The sequence below is a fragment of the Mycobacterium sp. genome (assembly GCF_050701675.1).
In the GTDB taxonomy this organism is placed as follows: Bacteria; Actinomycetota; Actinomycetes; order Mycobacteriales; family Mycobacteriaceae; genus Mycobacterium.
The window spans coordinates 1-2,648 of the sequence record NZ_JBOGDD010000791.1; the positions used below are offsets into that span (position 1 = coordinate 1).

At 69.9% G+C, this 2,648-nt stretch carries 2 protein-coding genes; both read right to left on the minus strand.

The features are described from left to right. Positions 1-871: CHAT domain-containing protein (locus ACRDUX_RS24190; RefSeq protein WP_526417272.1), on the minus strand; the 871-nt coding region annotated here is incomplete at its 3' end. Further along, complete coding sequence (locus ACRDUX_RS24195) at positions 868-2,598, minus strand: hypothetical protein (RefSeq protein WP_526417274.1); 1,731 nt, start codon at positions 2,596-2,598, stop codon at positions 868-870. The genes ACRDUX_RS24195 and ACRDUX_RS24190, both read right to left, overlap by 4 nt. Positions 2,599-2,648 lie beyond the last annotated feature (50 nt).

Here is a 2,648-nt window from a genome sequence, read left to right on the forward strand (position 1 = left end):
GCATGGGCATGCGCCGCGACATGATGGTCGCCGCCGTCAGCGGGGTGTCCTCGGCCAGATGCAGCGAGGCCTGATCCGCGCGCCCCGCCCGGTCCTCCGCGGCACTGGCGTGACCGACGTACAACAGGCGCGCCGGCTCATCGGCCAACATCTTGGCCAGCCAGTCACGGTCGGCGTCGGTCCGGCGGAACAGCTCGGTGGAGGCGCTGACGGCAGGCAGAACCCGTTGGCGTGCAACGACGTCTGCGAAGTAGCGCACCAGTGTGCTCTCCGGCGTCGGCCGACCAAGGACGGATCCCAGGGTCGAGTCCGCCCGCTGCCCTGGCACCCTCGGGTCGAGGATCAGCAGTGGCGGGTGGGACCGACGCCCTGACCACGTCGTGCGGGGTCGAGGCGCGTTGACGATGTTCGGGGGCATGGCCATCAGTACGTCGACGAGTTCCACCAGCCGATGTCCCTCCGACCCGAGGACGGCAGGCAGCGCGAGCAGACCCCACGGAACGCGAGCCAACCTCGCGCACGGTGAGACGAAGAGCACGGCTCGGGGGCTCGACACGTACTGCAGCAGCAGTTGCCAGGCCGGATGGGACAGCAGCAGCGTCCCGAGGTGTTGGGCGAGGGCCGCTTCGGACTCCGGGCCGGCCAGCGGCCCGGCCGTCAGTGCCCTGTCCACCGCCTCGGCGATGGACTCCCCCACCGCAGGCTCGGGGAGTGCGCCCGCGAGTTCATCCAGTGCGACGCGGATGAGCGCGTCCTCGACCACCCAGGTGACCGTCTGCGACGGTTCACCGACGACCCGCAGGCTGGCGTAGGTCGCGACCCCGACGTCCGCGAAACGCAGGACCAGGGCGGGGCGCTGGCTCGTGTTCATGGCCACGTCGCCCACGCGGACTCGGCCGCGGTGACGCACTGGCCGTAGCGCTGCAGTGCAAGGTCTCGGTAGTGGTCGAGCACGGGGCCGGTGGTCGGGTCCATCCGAAGGGGAGGCAGTGGCCCCAACCGGGTGAGCCCGGTGCCGTCCGTCACGGGCGGACCGGCTGCCACCAGGGCGAGTTCGTCGACGTCGGTGATCGGGGCCGCCGCGGTGGAGACGCTGGACCACTCGGTGGGCGCAGTGTCCGAGGGCGCCGCGGTGAACGTTCCTCTGGCACTGTGATATTCGACGAGCTGGCTCAGCAGATCGGTGTTCTCCGACTCCCACGCGACGGCGAACGCGCCCGCGAGCAGTGGCGCCGACACACAGGTGGCCCATTGAGCCCTTGCCTCGGCGTCGGCGATCGAGTAGCGCACCGAGTCGACGGCAAGGGAGGCGGGTACCTTGAGTTCCGCGGCGCGCTCCAACTTCTCCATCGCGGCGCCGTACCGCTGGGTGCCCGGCTCGGCGCGGGTGACGGCGGACCCCGCGCGGTACCTGGCCTCGGCGGCATCCCAGTCCTCGCTCGGATCCCCTGCACCGTCGAAGCCGAGGTCGGCCAGTGCTTCGGCCCGCCACACGTTGCCAAGATGGTCGTCGAGCCTCGCGTAGGCCAGCCAGCTGCTGCGCGGTGAGGCGTCCAGGCACGCGCGCGCCTGCGAGACCATGTCGACGGCTTCCGCATGACGGCCGCGGAAGATCGCGATCCAACTGCGCTGGAGCAGAATCCGGTGGATGTGCAACGGCTTGCCGAGTTCGCGCCAGTGACGCTCGGCGTTCTCCCAACACTCGTCTGCGACCTTGAGCCCACCTGCCGACATCCTGGTCAGGCCGAAGAAGAGCCAACATCTGGAGACGTCGTCGGCGCGGGCGTATCGTGCGATCACCGGGTAGGCCTCGTACATCAGCCGTTCGGTGGTCACGCGGTCGCCCATCTGCCAGCTCGCGGATCCGCGCTCCAATTGCGTTCGCGCCGTGGCCAACTCCCACCCACGCGCTTCGGCGCGGGCGCCCGCCCGCCGCAGCCAGGGTTCCGCCGCCTCCAGCCTGCCGGTTTCGATGCAGAATCTGGCGTACCCAATGCCGCCGAGCACGCGTAGGTTGTCGGCGGCCTCACCGGTGCCGGTCGATGCCAGGACGTGCTGGATGACCGCCTCCCACAGCGGAACGGACCGTACGTGCATATCGTCTTCGCACAGCGCGTTCGCGCACACGATGCGCGCATACGTCAGTAGGTAGGAGTGCTCCTCGGCGAGGTCGGCGAATTCGTCGTCCCCGTCGTCGAGGGCCAGGAGCGCGACCGCAGCGCCTTCGTGATCGCCGGTCGCCGCGGCCAGGCCCGTCTCGAGAAAGCCTGCCCGGCGCCCGTATCTGCGGATCATGTGCCGCATGGCGGGGGTCGTCATCGTCTGCTTCTCGAGCACGTCCGGCGCCGCCGTGCCCGCCAGGATCGACGAGTAGATGGCAAGGCACTCCCGGATTCGGAGGGCGCCCTCGCGCACACCCTCGTACGCCGTCCGCACCAGGTAGAGCTCGCCGAGCTGGGCCAGGGTCTCCATCATCCAGTCATCCCGGTCCGCCGCCTCGATCTGCGGCATCAGCGACAGCAGCAGCTCCTTCGCCGTCGTCTCGTCGGAGGCGAAGGACATCTGGCGAGCGCGCTCGAGCTCGTCGGGGACCGACACGGCTGAATCATAAGGCGGTGCGGACATGCGGAAGCGGCGGACGTGTCGAG